18 protein-coding genes are annotated in these 18,699 nt (G+C 69.7%); 8 read left to right on the top strand and 10 right to left on the bottom strand.

The genetic code is table 11. From position 1 onward, the window contains the following. From murQ to B2869_RS02420, 3 genes are all read left to right on the top strand, one after another. The coding region (gene murQ, locus B2869_RS02430; RefSeq protein ID WP_292762279.1) for an N-acetylmuramic acid 6-phosphate etherase at nucleotides 1-926 on the top strand (926 nt) is incomplete at its 5' end. A 113-nt stretch (nucleotides 927-1,039) separates the two neighbouring features. After that, nucleotides 1,040-1,576 (top strand): hypothetical protein, encoded by a 537-nt coding sequence (locus tag B2869_RS02425; protein WP_292762276.1) that lies wholly within the window; start codon nucleotides 1,040-1,042, stop codon nucleotides 1,574-1,576. Nucleotides 1,577-1,607: 31 nt separating this feature from the next. After that, nucleotides 1,608-2,273: an SDR family oxidoreductase gene (locus B2869_RS02420; protein ID WP_292762273.1), complete on the top strand. Its 666-nt coding sequence runs from the start codon at nucleotides 1,608-1,610 to the stop codon at nucleotides 2,271-2,273. A 41-nt stretch (nucleotides 2,274-2,314) separates the two neighbouring features. Here the strand turns inward: B2869_RS02420 and B2869_RS02415 are convergent, their stop codons facing one another. Together B2869_RS02415 and B2869_RS02410 are read right to left on the bottom strand one after the other, a co-directional pair. After that, complete coding sequence (locus B2869_RS02415) at nucleotides 2,315-2,638, bottom strand: DMT family transporter (RefSeq protein ID WP_029267038.1); 324 nt, start codon at nucleotides 2,636-2,638, stop codon at nucleotides 2,315-2,317. Continuing rightward, on the bottom strand, nucleotides 2,635-3,003 hold the full coding sequence (locus B2869_RS02410) for a DMT family transporter (RefSeq protein ID WP_029267037.1): 369 nt from the start codon (nucleotides 3,001-3,003) through the stop codon (nucleotides 2,635-2,637). Before B2869_RS02410 ends, B2869_RS02415 begins: the two co-directional genes overlap by 4 nt. Nucleotides 3,004-3,178: 175 nt before the next feature. Between B2869_RS02410 and B2869_RS02405 the strand changes: the two genes are divergently transcribed. The 3 genes from B2869_RS02405 to B2869_RS02395 all read left to right on the top strand — a co-directional run bounded on the left by B2869_RS02405 (nucleotide 3,179) and on the right by B2869_RS02395 (nucleotide 7,729). Continuing rightward, entirely contained in the window at nucleotides 3,179-4,627 is a 1,449-nt protein-coding gene (locus B2869_RS02405) for a DUF222 domain-containing protein (RefSeq protein WP_318391135.1), read from the top strand. A gap of 195 nt (nucleotides 4,628-4,822) precedes the next feature. Beyond that, nucleotides 4,823-6,262: an aldehyde dehydrogenase family protein gene (locus B2869_RS02400; RefSeq protein ID WP_292762265.1), complete on the top strand. Its 1,440-nt coding sequence runs from the start codon at nucleotides 4,823-4,825 to the stop codon at nucleotides 6,260-6,262. Nucleotides 6,263-6,265: 3 nt separating this feature from the next. Beyond that, on the top strand, nucleotides 6,266-7,729 hold the full coding sequence (locus B2869_RS02395; protein WP_292762263.1) for a GMC family oxidoreductase: 1,464 nt from the start codon (nucleotides 6,266-6,268) through the stop codon (nucleotides 7,727-7,729). A gap of 63 nt (nucleotides 7,730-7,792) precedes the next feature. On the opposite strand, the gene B2869_RS02390 is transcribed toward B2869_RS02395, so the two are convergent. The 3 genes from B2869_RS02390 to B2869_RS02380 are packed head-to-tail and all read right to left on the bottom strand — an operon-like array spanning nucleotide 7,793 to nucleotide 11,769. Continuing rightward, entirely contained in the window at nucleotides 7,793-9,436 is a 1,644-nt protein-coding gene (locus B2869_RS02390) for an amidohydrolase (protein ID WP_292762261.1), read from the bottom strand. A gap of 1 nt (nucleotide 9,437) precedes the next feature. Then, entirely contained in the window at nucleotides 9,438-10,277 is an 840-nt protein-coding gene (locus B2869_RS02385) for a molybdenum cofactor biosynthesis F family protein (RefSeq protein ID WP_029266536.1), read from the bottom strand. A gap of 37 nt (nucleotides 10,278-10,314) precedes the next feature. Then, nucleotides 10,315-11,769 carry an APC family permease gene (locus tag B2869_RS02380; RefSeq protein WP_021200035.1) on the bottom strand — a complete coding sequence of 485 codons (1,455 nt, stop codon included), beginning with the start codon at nucleotides 11,767-11,769 and terminating at the stop codon, nucleotides 10,315-10,317. Nucleotides 11,770-12,012: 243 nt separating this feature from the next. Here B2869_RS02380 and B2869_RS02375 point away from each other — a divergent pair, with 243 nt between their 5' ends. Then, a complete protein-coding gene (locus B2869_RS02375) occupies nucleotides 12,013-12,759 on the top strand; it encodes an SDR family NAD(P)-dependent oxidoreductase (protein WP_029266541.1) in 747 nt (248 codons plus the stop codon). A 55-nt stretch (nucleotides 12,760-12,814) separates the two neighbouring features. Continuing rightward, a complete protein-coding gene (locus B2869_RS02370; protein WP_029260460.1) occupies nucleotides 12,815-13,630 on the top strand; it encodes an SDR family NAD(P)-dependent oxidoreductase in 816 nt (271 codons plus the stop codon). Nucleotides 13,631-13,649: 19 nt separating this feature from the next. Here the strand turns inward: B2869_RS02370 and B2869_RS02365 are convergent, their stop codons facing one another. From B2869_RS02365 to B2869_RS02345, 5 genes are all read right to left on the bottom strand, one after another. Further along, the gene (locus B2869_RS02365) at nucleotides 13,650-14,342 is read right to left on the bottom strand and encodes an ABC transporter ATP-binding protein (protein ID WP_292762253.1); all 693 of its coding nucleotides are present in this window, start codon (nucleotides 14,340-14,342) and stop codon (nucleotides 13,650-13,652) included. Beyond that, nucleotides 14,339-16,111 carry an ABC transporter permease subunit gene (locus B2869_RS02360; protein WP_292762250.1) on the bottom strand — a complete coding sequence of 591 codons (1,773 nt, stop codon included), beginning with the start codon at nucleotides 16,109-16,111 and terminating at the stop codon, nucleotides 14,339-14,341. The genes B2869_RS02365 and B2869_RS02360 overlap by 4 nt, the downstream gene beginning before the upstream one ends. Then, entirely contained in the window at nucleotides 16,098-16,958 is an 861-nt protein-coding gene (locus B2869_RS02355; protein WP_292762247.1) for a branched-chain amino acid ABC transporter permease, read from the bottom strand. The genes B2869_RS02360 and B2869_RS02355 overlap by 14 nt, the downstream gene beginning before the upstream one ends. Nucleotides 16,959-17,025: 67 nt before the next feature. After that, entirely contained in the window at nucleotides 17,026-18,198 is a 1,173-nt protein-coding gene (locus B2869_RS02350) for an ABC transporter substrate-binding protein (RefSeq protein WP_029260456.1), read from the bottom strand. 98 nt (nucleotides 18,199-18,296) lie between these two features. Beyond that, nucleotides 18,297-18,686 (bottom strand): nuclear transport factor 2 family protein, encoded by a 390-nt coding sequence (locus B2869_RS02345; RefSeq protein ID WP_029260455.1) that lies wholly within the window; start codon nucleotides 18,684-18,686, stop codon nucleotides 18,297-18,299. Between the last annotated feature and the right edge of the window lie 13 nt (nucleotides 18,687-18,699).

Here is an 18,699-nt window from a genome sequence, read left to right as displayed (position 1 = left end):
ACGATTCCCGCCTCGCCGCCCTCCTCTCCGTGCTCGACCGCCTCGACACCGAGGCCTCGACGACCGAGCGCGGCGACCTCGACCTGCTCGGCACCGCTGAGCTCGTCCGGCGCATGAACGCCGAGGACCGGCGGGTGCCCGAGGCCGTCGCCGAGCACGCCGAGGAGATCGCGGCCGCCGTCGACGGCATCACCGCGCGGTTCCGGCGCGGGGGGCGCCTCATCTACATCGGCGCCGGCACGGCAGGCCGTATCGGCGTGCTCGACGCGAGCGAGTGCCCGCCGACCTTCGGCACCGATCCCTCGATGGTGGTCGGTCTGATCGCCGGCGGAGAGACCGCGATCCGCTCGGCCGTGGAGAACGCCGAAGACGACGACACCGCCGCGGAGGCTTCGCTGCGGAGGCTCGCACTCTCGGAGAGCGACACGGTGGTCGGCATCTCGGCATCCGGCCGCACCCCCTATGTCGTGGGAGGGCTGACCTACGCGCGCAGCGTCGGCGCCTTCACGGTCGCGATCGCCTCGAACGCCGATTCCGAGATCGGTGCGGCCGCCGAGATCGCGATCGAGGTCGTCACCGGTCCCGAGTTCATCTCCGGATCCACTCGGCTCAAGTCGGGCACCGCGCAGAAGCTCGTCGTCAACATGCTCACCACGCTGTCGATGATCAACCTCGGCAAGACATATCGAGGGGTGATGGTCGACCTGCTGGCCACGAACGAGAAGCTCCACGCCCGCTCCATCCGCACGGTGTCGCAGCTCGCCGGCGTCGACACCGATCAGGCGGCTGGGGCGCTGCAGGCGGCGGACGGCTCGGTCAAGCTCGCACTCCTCATGCTCGCCGCCGACGCGACGCCCGAGGATGCGGCATCCGCCCTCGACGAGGCCGACGGCATCCTTCGCGACGCGATCGCGGCACTCGCCTGATCTTCATACGCACCTGATCTCGGCACGCACCTGCGTCTCGGGCGCCGGGCGCGGTGCTGATTCCGGACGCCGGACGTGGCCCTGGGGCGCTCCTGCGTCAATAGGATTCGTGTGTGGATGATCTCGTTCCGGCGGCGCCCTGGTTGCTCGTCGGTGCGGCCGTCGTCGCGGCGGTGGCCTCGCTGATCGCGGGGCGCGCCGTGCCGTGGCAGGGCCGGCAGGCCGTGCTGGTCATGGCGGTCGCGATGCTCGTGACCGCGCTCGCCGGAGATGCCCCGATGGTCGGTCTGGGGCTGGGGGTCGTGCTGCTGCTCTCCGCCATGCTCGGCACGGTGGGGGTGCGCGGAACCTCGGCTGCCGGCGAGTGCTTCCGCCGTGCGCTCATCGCCCTGCTCCTCGCCGTCTGCGCGTTCGAGAGTGCGGTGACAGGCGAGGCTCCAGAGGCCGGTGCGGGGACGCACGGAGGCCATGGAGGTCTCTCGGGGCTGCTGTCGGTCCTGATCGTCGCCGGAGTGATCGGCGTGGTGCTGTGGACCGTCGTGGCGGACTGGTTCGTCGAGCCCGTCCATCACGGGCGCACCGCGCGAATGGTCGCGACCGAATCGTGGGCGCTGGCCGCCGGGGTCGCCCTGATGTGCCTGGCGACGTGAGGGGAGTTCCGGGTTCCGATAGCGTGGCGACATGCCTCTCGCTCTGATCACCGGTGCCGCCCGTGTCGACAGCATCGCCGCCGGCATCGTCCCTCGACTGCGCGCCGCCGGATGGACCGTCGTCACCAGCGACCTGCACGATGCCGACCACCCGGCCGACCTCTCGACACACGAGGGACCGGAGGCGCTGATCGCCGAGGTCACCGCCGCGCACGGACCGATCACCGCCCTCATCCTGAGCCATGCGCATGACGTGGAGTCGGGCATCCTCGACACGACCGCCGAGAGCTTCGACCTGCACGTTGCCGTGAACGCGCGGGCGACTCTGCTGCTGATCGCCGCGTTCGCGCGGCAGATCGGCGACGAGGGGGGAGTCATCCTCGCGCTCACCAGCGACCACGTCACCGGCAACCTCCCGTACGGCGCATCCAAGGGTGCCCTCGACCGCCTCGTGATCTCTGCGGCGCGCGAGCTCGGTCCGCGCGGGATCTCGGCGAACGTGCTGAACCCGGGCCCCATCGACACCGGCTGGATGGACGACGACACGCGCACGGGTCTGGCCGGGATGACGCCCCTCGGGCGCCTCGGGCAGCCGGCGGACGTGGCTGCGGTGGTGGAGTTCCTCGTGTCGGACGAGGGGCGCTGGATCTCCGGGCAACTGCTGAAGTCCGACGGCGCGTTCTCGGCGCAGTACTGAGGGGTGCGGGGCGCTCGATCAGTCGGCGGCGCTGGCGATCGTCAGTGCCCGCCGCCGAACTCGATCATCCCGACCCCGACGGCGATGAGTGCGACGCCGACGGCCATCATCGCCGAGAAGTGGTCCTTGAAGATCACCCGTCCCAGCACGGCGGTCAGTGCGACGCCGGCGGCGGCCCAGATTCCGTAGGCGACGCCCACCGGCATTCCCATCGCCAGGATCGTGCCGAGCAGTGTGAATGCCGCGAGGTAGCCGACGACGATCACGGGGATCCAACGGCGACGTCGCAGCCCCTCGGATGCGCGCAGACTCAACGTCGCGGTGACCTCGCTGGCGATCGCGAGGGAGAGGAGCAGCCAGGTCACGGCGCCACCTCCCTGGTCTCGCGCGTGTGGGAGCCGAGCTCGACGAGCAGCACGCCGACCACGATCACGCCGACGCCGACGATCTGCACCGGTCCCAGCAGCTCGCCGAACAGCACGGTGCCGAGCACAGCGGTCAGCACGACTCCGATCGCCGACCAGATGCCGTACGCGACCCCGACGGCCATGCCGCGATCGAGCACCACCGACAGCAGCCACAGTGAGCCGGAGTAGCCCAGAACCACGACGATCAGCCAGAGCGGATGTGTGAACCCTTCGGCCGCGCGTAGTGAGAGGGTCGCGGTGACCTCCAGTGCGATCGCGAGCAGGAGGGGCGGCCAAGCCGAACGGCGAGGGCGATCTGTCATCGGGGGCCTTTCGTGGAGGGTCCGAGGGGGAGAACGCGAGGGTGGCGTGCAGGATTCCCGGCGCGAGTGGAATCGATGGCGGTCGAGAGCGGGACGGGAGCGAGCTGTCGACGTCGGACAGGAGAGGGATCGTGTCACCGCTGATATGCCGGCATGGATTCGAATATAGCTTCGAATGTCGGTGGTGTTCGCGGTAAAATCGAGTATGTCGAATTTGACCGCGTTGCATGAGGCGATGTCTCGCTTGGATGAGGTGTGGGCGGGCGTGGGTGATTCGGGGGAGTTGTCGCGGGAGCAGCTGATCGTGGTGAGCGCGTCGATCGGGGTGTTGCGGCGTCGGTTGGATGCGGTGCATGTGTCGGTGGCGGCGTGCATCTCTCGGGAGTCGCGTGCGGAGCTGGGTGCGGGGAGTCTGGCGAAGCAGCAGGGTTTCCGGAGTCCGGCGACGTTGATCGCGGCCGCGACGGGGGTGTCGACGGGTGAGGCGTCGCGGTTGGTCAGGGTGGGTGAGGCGACGGCGCCGCGGAGTGATCTTCTGGGGGCGCGTCTGCCGGCGAGGTATCCGTTGGTGAGCGAGGCGCTGGATGCGGGGGTGCTGGGGGCTCCGGCGGCGGCGTTGATCATCGCGGCGCTGGATCGGTGCCGGGTTGTGGCGGGGGTGGAGCGGATCGCTGAGGGGGAGCGGCTGCTGGTGGAGTCTGCCGATGGTATGGCACTCGATGGTGTGCGCACGCTCGTGGTGCGGGTGGAGGCGTGGCTCGACCCGGATGGGGTGGAGCCGCGTGAGGAAGAGCGCCGTGGCAGGCGGGCGTTGTCATTGTTCGAGCGGGACGGGATGGTGCATCTGAACGCGGTTCTCGATGTGGAGACCGCGGCGCCGGTGGTGACGGCGATCCGGGGGTTCGTGACGGCGGTGTTCGCGGCGCGGAAGGGCGCGCCCGATGCGGGCGCGTCTGATGGGGATCGGCGGACGGTGCCGATGATTCAGGCGGATGCTCTTTCGGTGTTCTGTGCGCATGTGCTCGGGTGTGAGCGGCGGGTTCCGGTCGCCGGTGCGAGGGTGATCGTGCGGGTGGGCCTCGATGATCTGGAGGCCGGGACCGGGTCGGCGACCGTGGATGGTGTGGATCAGCCGGTCAGTGTCGGGGCGGCGCGGCGGATGGCGGCCGGGGGCGGCGTGATCCCCTGTGTCCTCGGTGGGGACAGTGAGGTTCTCGATTGGGGGCGGGAGAAACGGTTGTTCACCCGGGCGCAACGGCTGGCGTTGGTGGAGCGTGACGGGGGATGCGCGATGTGCGGGTTGCCGCCGGAGATGACGAGGGCGCATCACATCCGCTGGTGGAGACGCGACCGCGGGCCGACCGATCTCTCCAACGGGGTACTGCTGTGTGAGACGTGTCACCATCGCATCCACGACAACGGGTGGGAGATACGCATCGACGCTCCCGGGACCGGAAGCGGGACCGGAACCGGGACCGGAAGCGGGACCGGAAGTGGGAGTGGGAGTGGGAGCCGGGGTCGAGCGCGGGGTCGAGCGCGGGTGTGGTTCATACCGCCGCGATACGTCGACCCGCAACAGACCCCGAGGCTCGGCGGGCGCGCACGCTTCGACATCGCCGCGTGACGGTGTCGCTGCACCATCACGGCGGCTCGGCATCAGGCCGGCGGCTCGGCGTCAGCCCGATCGTGTCATCCTTCGCACTCGGACATCTGCGGCGCGCTCCGCGACAAGCGCCGTGAGGAACGCCCGTCGACAATGAGAAGACGACCAGCTTCTCGACTGTCGCTGGCCCGCGCCACGCTCGAAGGAGAGTCCCCGATGTCCGATTCCGCCGCTTCCGCAGCCGCTGCGCTGCTCGACCGCATCCAGGCGCCGGAAGGCGCAGGCCGGGACATCCCGGATGCCGCGACCCGTGAGGTCATCGGGCGCGCCCCCGTGGCGTCGGTCGACGACCTCGACGATGCGATCGCTCGCGCGAAGGCCGCCCAACCGGCCTGGGAGGCGCTCGGCCACGAGAAGCGGAGCGCACTTCTCCTCGCAGCTGCCGATGCCATCGACGCCAACGCCGAAGGCCTCGCCCACCTGCTCTCCCGGGAGCAGGGGAAGCCGCTCAACGGTCCCAACGCCCGCTTCGAGCTCGGCGCGTGTTCCGCCTGGCTGCGCACCAACGCCACCACGGCGATCGAGCCGCAGGTCCTCGTAGACGACGAGACCCTGCACGCCGAGCTCGTCTACAAGGCGGCCGGAGTCGTCGGTGCCATCGGCCCGTGGAACTGGCCGCTCATGATCAGCATCTGGCAGATCGGCCCCTCCCTGCGGATGGGCAACACCGTCGTCGCGAAACCGAGCGAGTACACGCCCCTGAGCGTGCTCGCGATGATCGCCGTGATGAACGAGGTACTCCCGGCCGACGTCTTGATCGGAGTCTCCGGCGACCGCGAGGTCGGCGCACGGCTCGCCTCTCACCCGGACATCGCGAAGATCATGTTCACCGGTTCGACCGCCACCGGACGTCGCATCATCGAGAGCTCGGCCGGCAACCTCGCTCGTCTGACGCTCGAGCTGGGCGGCAACGACGCCGGCATCGTGCTGCCCGGCACCGACGTCGCGGCCATCGCCGAAGACCTCTTCTGGGGAGCCTTCATCAACACCGGGCAGACCTGCGCCGCGATGAAGCGCCTGTACGTGCACGACTCGGTGTACGACGAGGTCGTCGACGCACTGGCATCGATCGCCGGCTCCATGCCGATGGGCAACGGACTCGACGAGAACAACGTGCTGGGGCCGCTGCAGAACCGTGCACAGTTCGACATCGTCAGCCGCCTGGTCGACGATGCCAGGAGTCGCGGTGCGCGCATCGTCACCGGCGGAGAGTCGGCCCCCGAACTCGGGGAGCTCTTCTACCGCCCCACCATCGTCGCCGACATCGACAACGACGCGGCGCTCGTGCAAGAAGAGCAGTTCGGTCCCGCACTGCCGGTGATCCGATACAGCGATGTCGACGAGGCCTTCGCGCTGGCGAACTCCCTCGACGTGGGGCTGGGCGCCTCGGTCTGGTCGAGCGACCCGGAGGCGGCGCGTGATGCGGCCTCCCGGATGCAGTCCGGCACCGTGTGGATCAACTCGCACGGCGGACTGCATCCGATGGTGCCGTTCGGCGGCGTGAAGAGTTCGGGCTACGGGCTGGAGTTCGGCGTCGAGGGACTCAAGTCCGTCGCCGTCACCCAGGTCGTCTCGGGCCCCGGCCGGAAGGCCTGACCCGTGCGCTCTGCCATCGTCGTCGGAGCCGGGACCTCGGGAGCCATCGTCGCGCGTCGTCTCACGGACGCGGGCGTCGCAGTGACCCTCATCGAAGCCGGCGGGTACGACACCAACCCGGCCATCCACGACCCCTCCCGCGCGGGCGAACTCTGGCACTCCGCAGAGGACTGGGATTACTTCACCGTCCCCCAGACGCACGCGGGCGGCCGTCGGCTGCATCTGCCGCGCGGCAAGGTCACCGGGGGATCGCACGCCCTCAACGCCATGATCTGGGTGCGCGGAGCCGCTTCCGACTACGACGCGTGGGAGCGCGCCGGCGCACACGGCTGGGGCTGGGCCGAGGTCGAGCCCGTCTACGAGGCCATCGAGAACGACCTGCTGCCGGTCACCGACGACTACCCGCTCTCGCCGATCCAGGCCTCGATCATCGACGCCGCGGTGCAGGAAGGACTGACGCACAACCCGGACTACAACGCGGGCACCCTCGACGGAGTCTCGCAGGAGCAGGTCACCATGCGCGACGGCCGCCGGGTCAACACCTGGACGGCGTACGCGCAGCCCGTCGCGGAGAAGCTGACGATCGTCACCGGACGCGAAGTCCATTCGGTCATCGTGCGCGACGGCCGCGCCGTCGGCGTGCGACTGGGGGAGGGGGAGGAGTCCGAAGAGGTCCTCGCGGACGAGGTCATCCTCGCGGCCGGTGCCATCGGGTCGCCCGTGATCCTGCTGCGCTCCGGCATCGGTCCGGCAGCCGACCTCACCGCGCTCGGCATCCCGGTCGTGCAGGACTCGCCCGGGGTCGGGCAGAACCTCCACGACCACCTCCTGTCGCCGGTGATATTCACCACGCGGCGCCCGGTCGGGCCTCCGCAACCGGGAGTCTCCGTGACGCAGACGCACCTCTTCTGGCGCAGCCGCGACGACCTCGCCGAGCCCGACACGCAGCCGATCAACTTCTCGGTGCCCATGTGGGGCGAGCTCGAGCCCCGTGGCGACGACGGATTCACCCTCATGGCCGGCCTCGTGACGCCGCACAGCCGCGGCACTCTCCGACTCACCGGCGCAACGCTCGCGGACCTGCCGGCCATCGACCTGGCGGCGCTGGAGGACGACCGTGACGTGGCCTCACTGGCCGCATCCGTGCGGCAGTGCCGTCGGATCGGAGCACGCCCCGCCCTCGGTGAGGAGTGGGGCGCCGTCGAGGTGTACCCGGGCCCCGAGGTCTCCGACTCCGGAGTGGAGGACTGGGTGCGCCGCACCGCGATCACCTACCACCACCAGGTCGGCACCTGCCGCATGGGCACGGATGCGCAGGCCGTGGTCGATCCGCAACTGCGCGTGCGCGGCATCGCAGGGCTGCGAGTGATCGATGCTTCGGTCATGCCGACCGTGCCCACCGGCAACACCAACGCCCCCGCCGCGATGATCGGCGAACGTGGAGCCCGCTTCGTGCTCGAGGGCTGAGGGACGACGGCTGAGGGACGAGCGCTGGCCCCGGACAGATCCGGTGTCGACGCCTCTTTCCTTTCAGTCGCCGTGCACCCGACGTCCGGCGAACCACGTCGAGATGACCTCGGTGCGCACGATGTCCTCGGCGGGGCCGGCGATCGCGTCACGGGCCAGCACGACGAAGTCCGCCGACTTGCCGGGGGTCAGCGAGCCGGTCTCGTCGCCGAGTCCCATCGCGGTCGCGGCGTTGATCGTGAAGACCTCCAACGCCTCCTCGGCGGTGATGGCCTGCTCGGGCCACAGGGTGCCGGGTGCGCGGCCGAGCGGATCGGCTCTCGTCACGAGACCCTGCAGACCTTCGAGGGTGTTCGGAGAATCGCTCACGGGCCAGTCCGAGCCGCCGGCGACGCGGGCTCCCGCGTCGATCAGTGCCCGGTTCGGCTGGGAATGCTCCGCGCGCTCGCCGAGAACCTCGGCCAGCGCCTGCGGGATCACACCCGGATACCAGATGAACGGCGAGATGTCGGCCGAGACGTCCAGAGCCTGCAGTCGCGGGATGTCCGACTCGGCCAGGAACTGCCCGTGCGCGATCTGGATGGGGGTGGTGAAGCCCTCGTCGCGCAGCTGCGCGGCCGCGTCGAGCACGAGACGTGCCGAGCCGTCGCCCGTGCAGTGCACCTTCGCGCCGAGACCTCGCCGCGCCACGGAGCGGAGCCACCCGATGAGCTCGTCCAGGGTCATGGTGGTCTCGCCGTGGAAGTGCGCGCCGTGCGGGGCGTCCGCGAGATACGGCTCGAGGAACGACGCCGTGCGGGCGGGCGGGACACCGTCGAGGAAGATCTTCACAAAGTCCGGGCGGTGGTGCGCGGTGCGGAACTCCTCGCCGCGGTCGAGCAGCGGCTCGCCGATCGGGTCGAAACCGAAGATCTCGTCGTTGATCAGCAACGACGACACGACCCAGGCATCGAGCTCGTCGGCACGGTCGAGCGCAGCCAAGGCTTCGAGGATCTCGACGGACACGCCCGCATCCTGGAACGTCGTGATCCCGAACGAGTTGAGGATCTCGACGCCGCGGCGCGACGCGGCCGCGTGCTGTGCGGCAGTGAGGCCGCCGCTGCGGTCGTATGCCTCCTGCACCGGGATACCCGCAGCCTCCAGCAGCACTCCTGTGGGGGTGCCGTCGTCGGGATCGAGCAGCGTGACGCCCGCCTCGGGGATGCTGTCCGCAGTGATCCCCGCGAGCTCCAGCGCCCGGCTGTTCGCCCACCGGTTGTGTCGTGAGTCCTCCATGAGGACCACCGGACGGCCCCCGGCCGCGTCATCGAGCAGCCGTCGGCTCGCGGTGTTCGCGAGCGACGGCAGCAACGTCGTGGCGACCGCTCCGCCCACGATCCACGCATCCGTCGGCAGGGTGGCCGCTTTCTCGCGCACCCGGTCGAGGATCTCGTCGAGCGTGAGCGAGGGTGCCAGCGACAGCTCGAACAGTTCGGTGCGCCCGGCGAGGGCATGGTGATTGTGCACATCGACGAAACCGGGGTACACCGCGGCGTCGCCGACCTCGAGCAGCTGCGTCCGGCGTCCGCGGAACGACTCGAGGTCAGCGCGTGACCCGACCGCGAGGATCCGGCCGTCGCGGACTGCCAAGGACTCGACGATCGGGTTCGCCCGGTCGGCGGTGCGGATCACCGATCCGGTGACGATGAGGTCGGCGACGTCGCTCATGTCAGCGGTCTCCGAAGGTCGCGGGTTCGAGATCCGGCGTGTGCAGCGTGGTGGAGAGCAGCCGACCGTGTGCACCGAAGGTGAAGTGCGTGGGCACCTCGCCGCTCTCGTCGAGGCCGAACAGCACGCCGTGCGAGCGGATCGCGTTGACGTCGCGATGATCGGCGATCGTCACCGAGGCGCACGGGATCACCTTCTCGCGCCAGGCGAACACGTAGATACCCGGCCGCACCTCCCAGACGCTGTTCTCGTCGGTGTCGGCGAGGCCGCGCTCGGGGCCGGCGAGGCACTGCCACGAGTACCAGCGCGGCGAGAGGTACACGTGCTCGTAGGCGTGCTCGGTGCTGTAGACCCATTCGACGCGGCGCCCGATGAGCGTCGTCGTCGGTGCAGCCTCGGCACCCGAGACCTCGGCGCCCTCGATCACGCCGGGGGCGAAGTGGTGCTGCACCCGGGTGCGCCCCTTCTCGGGCGCGGCGAGGATCTCGGAGATCACCGCGAGGGCACGACCGTGACGGAGGTCGAGGATCAGCGAGACGGCCTCGTTCGGCAGGTACCGGTGGTGGAACTGCACGAAATACAGGTCCGCATCGACTTCGAAGGCCTCGTAGTCGTCGGTGTCGGATGCCGCCTCGGTCGCGTCCTCTGCGCCCGGCTGGTACTCCCAGGTCACGGCGGCGTCGGTGAACCGGTGGACGATACGGGTGCCGCGGGCGTCGACGACCGTGATCTCGCGGCCGCTGAGGGCGGTGCTGTGCGGAGCCTTGTTGGCGTCGAAACCGGGGGCGAGGCCCTCCAGCGGCAGCCAGGTGGAGGTGTCGGCGGGGTTCAGCGTCGTCATGGTCTTCGTGGTTCCTTCTGTCGGTGGGGGCGGGAGGTCAGCGGTCGCTGAACTTCTCGAGGTCGGTGGCGAGGCCCTCGTACACGGCGGGCCTGGAGCGGCGGAGATAGGCGCCGTAGACGATGCCGCCGATGAGGGCGAGCACCAGCAGCAGCGGCATCAGCCGGATCGCGAGCTCTTCGGACCCCGCCACGATGTTGAAGTTCACGATCGCGAGGACCGAGATCGCGGCGATACCGAGGAACCCGATGCCGGGGGCGATGAAAGTGCTCCACCACCGCGGATCCTGGCGGCGGCGGAAGTACACGACGATCGAGATGGCCGCGAGCCCCTGCAGGATCAGCACGCTCAGGGTGCCGAAGCCGAGCATCGCCGGCACGAGGGTGAGGATCGGATCGGCGCCGGCGATCGCGAAGATGATCGCGACGATGCCCGCGAACCCGGCCTGCACGATGCCGGCGAGCTGAGGGGCACCGTTCGCGCGGGTGCGAGCGAGTGCCTGCGGGAGGATCTTCGCGCGCCCCAGCGAGTAGAGGTAGCGGGTCGCCGAGTTGTGGAACGCCAGCATCGCCGCGAAGAGGCTCACCAGGAGCAGGATCATCATCAGGGTCGTCAGCGGACCACCCAGGTACTGCTGCGAGATCGAGAAGATCAGGTCACCGGTCGGCAGATGTTCGAGGGCGGTGGCCTGCGCCTGGGCGACACCCGTCGCGCTGACGACGGCCCACGTGGTGACACCGAGGATCACGCCGATCGCGATGATCGAGGTGTAGGTGGCGCGCGGGATCGTGCGCAGCGGCTGCTTCGCCTCCTCGCTGAACAGCGCGGTCGCCTCGAAGCCGAGGAAGCCGGTCGCCGCCAGCAGCAGGCCGATGGGCAGCGACCCGGAGAACACGGCCTCGGGGCTGAAGGCCGCCAGGTCGTAGCCGGTCTGCACGAGCACGGAGATGTCGAAGACGACCAGCATGAGCACCTCGAGCACCAGGCAGACGCCCAGAACCTTCGAGCTGAAGTCGACGCCGATCCGAGCGAGGACGAAGCACACCACGATCGACAGCAGTCCCCACACCAGCCAGTTCACGTCGAGACCGGTGAGGTCGCGGATGATCGTCTGCATGAAGAAACCGCTCGTGCCGATCGTGCCGACCACAAAGAAGTTGTAGCCCAGCGTGGCGATCAGACCCGCGATCAGGCCACCGGTGCGCCCGAGGCCCTTCACCACGAAGGCGTAGAAGCCGCCGGCATTGACCAGCTGCTTCGACATCTGCGCGTAGCCGATCGCGAAGAGCAGCAGGATCCCTGCCACCAGGAAGAACGACATGGGTGTGCCGCCGCCGTTGCCGAGGGCGATGGCCAGCGAGGCCACGACCACGATGCCGGTCAACGGTGCGACCGCGGCGAGGACGAGGAAGACGATTCCGGCGACGCCGAGGGCGCCAGGACGGAGGGAGGTGTGGTTCTGCGTCGTGGACGCAGATGTCGGGTCTGCCACGTCGGCTCCTTTGCTGGTGACGGCCGTGCGGACACGGCATCGACGACGAGGGGAATCGTCGATAGAGCGAGTCTGCTCGCGCCGCCGCAGCGGCGCTTGACCCTGAGCGAAGGACGGTGGTGTCACCGTGCACAGCCGCTCGGCGAGGGTTCGCGGTGCCGATGAGGGGGTGGAGGATGACCGGGACGACACCGCCGTCCTCAGATCGCACCGCCCGGTGCCAGACGGCGTGCGGAGGACGAGATGGATCTGCAGCTGCAGGGGACGACGGCCCTCATCACGGGAGCGGCCGGCGGCATCGGCCGCGCCACCGCCCACGGGCTCGCTGCGGAGGGCGTCCGTGTCGCTCTGCTCGACAGGGACGGTGCGGCGCTGCACGACGTGGCCCGCGACTGCCCGGATGCGGTGGTCCTGGTGGCCGATGTCACGGACGAGGGCCAGGTGCAGGCCGCCGTGCACGCCGGGGTGGCGGCGCTGGGGAGGCTCGACGCGGTCGTCTGCTGCGCCGGTGTGTCCGGCCCGGTGGGGACGCCGATCGAGGAGACCAGTCTCGACATCTGGAATCGGGTGCTCGCCGTCAACGTGACGGGGTCGTTCCTGGTCCTGAAGCACGCCCTGGCGGCGCTGCGCGAAGCGGAGGCCGCCTCCGTGGTGATGCTCGCCAGTGACTCGGCCCTCGTCGCGTCGCCCGGCATGGTGCCGTACTGCACGTCGAAGGCGGCTCTGGTCCAGTTCGCTCGCGCGCTGTCCGTCGACCTCGCCGACACCCGTATCCGGGTGAACACGGTGGCCCCGTCGATCGTCGACACTCCGATGAGTCGGAGCGACCTCGGCGCTGCGGCCTTCGACGATCCGCCGTTCCCGGTGCAGAGCGCAGCGGAGGTCGCTGCCCACGTCGCGTACCTCGTGTCGCCTCGCACCAGGGCCGTCAACGGCACCAGCATCCTCAGCGACTTCGGGTACACCGCCCGTTCGGGATTCCCCGCCTGACGCGACCGCGTCGGGCAGCAACAGCGCACGCGCGCCAGAACACACAGGAGCACACATGGGAGCTGTGGTCGGATCGACCGTCTCGGGACGCGTCGTCGTCATCACCGGAGGAGGAACGGGCATCGGAGCCGCCATCGCCGAACGATACGCGGCCGAAGGTGCGCATGTCGTGGTCGTCGGGCGTCGCCCGGAGCCCCTGCATGAGGTCGAACGCGCGGTCGGGGCCCTGCCGATCATCGCGGATGCGGCCGATACCGCCTCCGCGAAGGCTGCCGTCGCCGACGTGCTCGCGCGGTTCGGGCGCATCGACGTGCTGGTCGCGAACGCGGGCGGCCACGGATTCTCGCCGGTGGGGGAGACCGACGACGAGAGCTGGGATGCGGCGATCCGCGCGAATCTCACCACGGCTTTCACGATGGCGAGGGAGGCACTGCCCGCGCTGATCGAGGCGAAGGGGCAGATCGTGATCGTGTCGTCGCTCGCGGGGCTCTTCGCCGGACCCTCCGTCGCCGGGTACACGGTCGGCAAGCACGCCCTGGTCGGGCTCACGCGCACTCTCGCGCGGGACTACGGCCGGCACGGTGTGCGCGTGAACGCCATCTGCCCCGGGTGGGTGCAGACGCCGATGGCCGACGAGGAGATGGACGAGTTCGCCACGCACGCCGGTCTCGGCTCCCGCGAGGAGGCCTACGAGAAGGTCACCGCTGACGTGCCGCTGCGCCGTCCCGCCCGACCGGCCGAGATCGCCTCGGTCGTGCGGTTCCTCGGCTCGGGGGAGTCGTCGTACATCACGGGGGCGGTGATCGTCGCCGACGGCGGCTCGCACGTGGTCGACGTGCCGACCATCGCCTTCGATCACGCCGGGATGTGATCCGGCGCGCGGTCCGCGCTCATCCGCCGAGATAGGCGCGGTGCAGGAGGCCGGGGTCGGCTCGCAGGGCATCGGATGCCCCTTGGAACGACACCCGGCCTCCCGCCACGACCACGGCTTCCTGGGCGAGATCGAGGGCGAGCTGCGTGAACTGCTCGACGAGCAGCACGCCCACCCCGGAATCGGCGATCGACTTCACGATCGGCATCAGGCGCAGGAAAACGACGGGGGCGAGGCCCAGCGACATCTCGTCGATGAGCAGGATGCGCGGCTTCGCGGCGAACGCGCGCGCGAGCACCACCATCTGCTGCTCGCCGCCCGACAGCAGGGCAGTCGGCGCATCGATGCGCTTCTCGAGCTCGGGGAACTGCGCGAGGGCGGCGTCCAGCTCTCCGGGGGTGCGTGCGGTGAGGGAGATGTTCTCGCGCACGGTCAGCGAGGGGAAGACGGCGCGTCCCTGCTCGATGTGCACGATCCCGCGGCGGGCTCTCGCGACGCGGGACAGCCGGTCCATCGGCTCGCCGTCGAGGGTCATGCCGCCGGCGGAATGCGGGGTGACGCCGGAGACCGATTCGATCAGGCTCGTCTTGCCCGCGCCGTTCGGGCCCACCAGCGCCAGCACCTCGCCTCCGGTGACCCGCAGCGAGACGTCGGAGATCACGGGACCGGCGCCACGACTGACGGTGACACCGTCCAGGACGAGTTCGCTCACTTCAACAGCTCCGTCTCTCCCATGTACGCCTTGACGACGTCGGGGTTCGCGAGGACCTCGGCCTGTGGCCCGCTGGCCAGCACGCGGCCGAAGTCCAGCACCGTGAGGGTCGGGCACACGGAGCGGACGAGATCGAGGTCGTGCTCGATGATGATGAGGGCGACGCCGTAGCGCGCAGGCAGGTCCCGCAGCCTCGCGGCGAGGGCGAGATGCTCGTCATGCGAGAGCCCCGCGGCGGGTTCGTCGAGGATCAGCAGACGGGGACGGGAGACGACGTTCGCGGCGACCTCCACGAGCCGGCGTGTGCCGACGTCGACGCTCGACAGGCGTGCACGCGCGGGTGGGCAGCCGAAGAACTCGAGCACCTCGTCGATGTCGGATGCGGCGAGCCGGCGCCGGGCCACGAACCGCACGTATGCGCCGACGGTGAGCGACGGCGGCACCCGGTCCTGCTGGAAGGTGCGGCGCAGACCGAGACGCGCGCGCCGCGTGGGGGAGAGGCCGACGAGGTCGCGGCCTCCCAGGAGCACGCGCCCCGTGTGCTTCGGGAGGAACCCGCTGATCGCGTCGACGAACGTCGACTTCCCGGCTCCGTTCGGACCGATGAGTCCCATGATCGACGCGGCGGGAACCTGGAACGAGACGTCGTCGAGGGCCTTCAGGGTGCCGAACTGCACCGTCAGGCCGTCGACGGTGAGCACCGGCGTCCCGGCGAGCGCCGCCCCATCGGCCGTGGCCGTGGTCGTGGTGGTGATCGCCGCGGCATCCGCTCCGGAATCAGGGGGAAGCGCCGTCAGCGCGACGGTGGCGGCCTGGCGATCCGCGCGGCGCCAGATCAGGTTGCGGATGCCCTGGCCGAGGTTCGTGCCGCTGGTGAGCGCCTGCACACCGAGCACGCCGAAGACGACGAAGCCCCAGTCCTGCGGGATGCCCCAGCGCTTGAGGAGCTCGGGGACCAGCACCCACAGCAGGCCCCCGAAGATCGCCATGTCGATCAGGTGCGCGCCCGACATGATCGCGAGCACGTAGAGGGCCAGCGACTGCAGGGGTGTGAAGCTCGAGGCGAACGGGAGTTGCACCTGACCGGCGAGCAGCCCGCCGGAGATGCCGCCGAGGGCGGCCGAGACCGCGAATGCGGTGAGCTTCGCGGTCTGCACGCTCTGTCCGGCGGCGGCCGTGCCGCGCTCGGAGAACGCGACGGCCTTCCAGCTCGATCCCCACCGGCCGCGCTGCAGGAAGAACGCGCCGAGTGCGCAGACGGCGAGCACGACGATGGAGAGGAAGAAGAACTGCCGGTCGTTCGAGAACATCTCGGGACGCTCGATCGCCGTGCCCTGAGCCGAACCGGGGAACTGGATCTGCACGAGCGTCACGTCGGCGGCTGCGGCGAAGCCCAGGGTCACGACGGCGAGGTTCACACCGCGCAGCCGCAGAGCGGGGAGGCCGACGAGAATGCCGACGAGGCCCGCCGCCACCCCGCCGAGGACCAGCCAGACGATGAATCCGCCCGGCGCCTGCATCACGTTCAGCAGGGAGACGATCCAGGCCCCCACGGCGGCGAAGGTGAGTTGGCAGAGCGCGATCATCCCTGCGGAGCCGGTGACGATGCCGAGACCGAGGACGGCGATCGCGGCCGTGACCGCGCTGATCGCGAGGAAGACGAAGTACCCCGGCAGGGAGGCGCTGAGGATCGCACCCGCTCCGATACCGGCGACAGCGACGGCGAACGGCCAGGTGATCCGGAACCAGGGACGGTCAGCGAGCGGCATCCCACACCTCCTTGCGCTGCGTCCAGAGCAACAGGACGACGATGAACAGGAACGGGAGGAAGTTGCGCACCAGCGCCACTTCGTCGATCTGGGCGATGAGACCACCGAGCACACCCAGGACGATCCCGCCGACGACGGCGAGGTCGAGTCGTCGGAAGCCGCCGAGCAGGGCTGCCGCCGCGGCCGGGACGATGAGCATCGCGAGGCTGGTCGCGTCGTTCGACTGCGAGGGGGCCACGATGATGATCGCCATCGCGCTGATCACACCCGTGACGAACCAGACGGCGATCGACAGCGGGCGCGAGCGGATGCCGAGGAGTTCCGCCGTGGTCGGGCGCTCCGAGAGCGCGCGCAGCTGCGTGCCGACCCTGGTGCGGCGCAGCACGAGGCGGACCACGACGGCGGTGATGATCGCCATCGCGACGGTCGCGACCGTGACCTGGCTGATCACCACGCCGCCGAACGAGAACGCCGGTCCGGCGATGATCGGCGTGAACGGCTGCGGCTTGTTGCCGAAGAGGATGAACGACAGGGAGATGAGCAGCAGGAGGGGGCCGACGGTCATCGCCGAACGGGTGGTGGTGGAGGCCTCGGACAGCCAGGTCGCGGCGATGAACCCGATCGCTGCCGAGAGCAGCCCGGCGACCAGGACGCCGAGCACCGAGCCGAGCCAGATCGGCAGGTCGATCTCGCGCACGAGCCACACCGCGGTGAAGGCCCCGAACATCCCGGTCGCGGCCTGGGCGAAGTTCACCACGCGCACGAGTCGGGACATCAGCGTCAGGCACACGCCGAGGACGGCATAGAGGCCGCCGGCGGCGAGACCGGCGATGGCGCCTTGCAGCATGAGGCGTCCTTTCTTTTCCGAGGGGGACCTGCCGCCGGTAATGCGCCCGGCGGCAGGCGAGGGGTGACTACTCGCCGATGCGGAGCCAGTCGTCGGCGACCTTCTCCCAGGCGTTCGTTCCGGACTCGAGGATGATCGGCCAGCCCGCGGTGTTCTGGGTGCCGAACGCGTAGGGCGTTCCGACCATCGGGTTCTCGATCGGCTCCATGCCCTTCAGCGCTTCCGAGACGGTCTCGCGGGTGATGTCGCCGTCCATCCCTTCGAGCACCTCGATGAAGTACGTCGCGGCGAGGTACCCGCCCTGGCTGAACGAGGTGAGCGGGATGTCGTTGGCCTCCATCAGCTCTCGCCAGTCGGCGTTGATCTCGCTGTCGTCGGTGAACGGGTAGAACTCCGCCGGCACGTAGATGCCCGCACCCGCGTCGTCGATCGCCTCGGCGAAGTTCTCGCTGTAGACGCTCGTCAGGTAGAGCCAGGTCACGTCGTCCCAGCCCTGGGCGTTCGCGGCCTTGACCTGTCCGATCGCGTCGGGCTCCACGGGATTGATCGCCAGGGCCTTGCAGCCCTGGTCGCGTGCCTTGACGATGTAGGGGGTGTAGTCGGAGGCGCCGTACGGGACGGTGTCGTCGACGTACTTCGGCTTCTTGCCGGTGATCTCGGTCCACTCGTCGATCGCGGCCTGGTAGGTGGGACGCGTGGAACCGGCGATCTCGAGCAGGATGCAGATGTCGTCGAGGCCGAGCACCTCGGATCCGTACTGCAGCGTGAGCGTCATGTCGTTGAACGGTCCGACGTTCGCGGGGGAGATGTTCTCGCTGTCGAAGCAGCCGGTGTCGACTCCGATGCCCGGCATCGAGAGGATGCCCTCCTGCTCGTAGTACTTGGCGTTGATCTCGCACTCGATGAGGCTGGCGGAGCCGACGAGCGCGACCGCGCCGTCGCTGCCGACAAGCTCGCGTGCGGAGGCGGTGGCCGTGGCCGGGTCGCCCTTGTCGTCCAGCATCTTGTAGTCGATCGTGCGGCCGTCGAGTCCGCCCGCCTCGTTGAAGGCCTCGAACACGGCGGCGGCGGCCTGCGAGGCCTCGGGGAAGGTTGCGGGACCGCTGATCGTGTTGACGGAGCCGACGACGATCGGGTCGCCGCTCCCACCGCCGGTTCCGCCGTCTCCACCGGCGCAGCCGGCGAGGGTGAGGGCTGCCACGGCGAGGAGCGCCGCGGTGCCGGATGCTCGTGTGTTCATGTGCTTCCTGCCTCTCGTGTTCGGGTGGTGCTGTGTTCGGGTGGTGCTGTGTTCGGGTGGTGCTGTGTTCGTCTGGTGCTGTGCGGGGTGTGCGGTGTTCAGGCGCGCATGGCGCGGTTGACGAGCTCCGTGTCGGTGATCTGCTCGAAGGCGACGACCTCGCCGCCGACGACCCGCCACACATGGGCGACGCGGGCGGCGAAGAAGCGCCCGGTCTGCGTGTAGGTGCCCGAGTAGGTGCCGATGGCCACCACGACGTCGCCGCCGTCGACGATCTCGTCGATCGCGACGGTGTAGTCGTCCCATTCCTCCTGGATACGGCGGAACACGTTCCGGGCGACGGCATCCGGGCCGATGTACGTTCCGGCGTACGGGAAGCCGGCAGCCTCGGTCCAGCGGATGTCGGTGGCGAACGGCGCGAGCATCCCGTCGAGGTCGCCGCGGTCGTTGGCGGCGTAGTGCTGGCGGATCAGGTCGGCGTTGCTCATGGGCTCTCCTCGG

The sequence above is a fragment of the Microbacterium sp. UBA3486 genome (assembly GCF_002377845.1).
Taxonomy (GTDB): Bacteria; Actinomycetota; Actinomycetes; order Actinomycetales; family Microbacteriaceae; genus Microbacterium; species Microbacterium maritypicum_A.
This window is presented reverse-complemented; position numbering and strand designations above follow the sequence as displayed.